This is a genomic window from Aquimarina algiphila (assembly GCF_007489275.1).
GTDB classification, from domain to species: domain Bacteria; phylum Bacteroidota; class Bacteroidia; order Flavobacteriales; family Flavobacteriaceae; genus Aquimarina; species Aquimarina algiphila.
Genome location: NZ_VLNR01000270.1, coordinates 1 through 261, shown reverse-complemented (window position 1 = coordinate 261; position 261 = coordinate 1). Strand labels below are relative to the sequence as shown.

Genomic DNA, 261 nt, shown 5'->3' with positions numbered 1-261 from the left:
TAAGATATTCAGTGACGAAATACTAAGGGGAGTACCCTTAAAAGACATTAGATTTATCAAAGGTATAACTCCTCCAGACGCCAAATTGACGAATCTTCCAGAGAAAATCTATATAACCAAAAAAGGAATCTTTTCTTTTTCGTTTTTAGAACAAAATAGTGCTTCTCCAGAAACTATTACAATTAGTGGAGCCATTGAAAAAACTATTTCGGTTCAGTTAGAAAGGAACGACCTGTATTCGGTGTTAATTCCTTTGTCAGA

The 261-nt window shown here is 34.1% G+C and carries 1 protein-coding gene; it reads left to right on the top strand.

Features of this window, described 5'->3' with window-relative positions:
* A partial coding sequence (locus FOF46_RS32285) for a hypothetical protein (protein WP_167572064.1) occupies window positions 1–261 on the top strand: 261 nt, incomplete at both ends.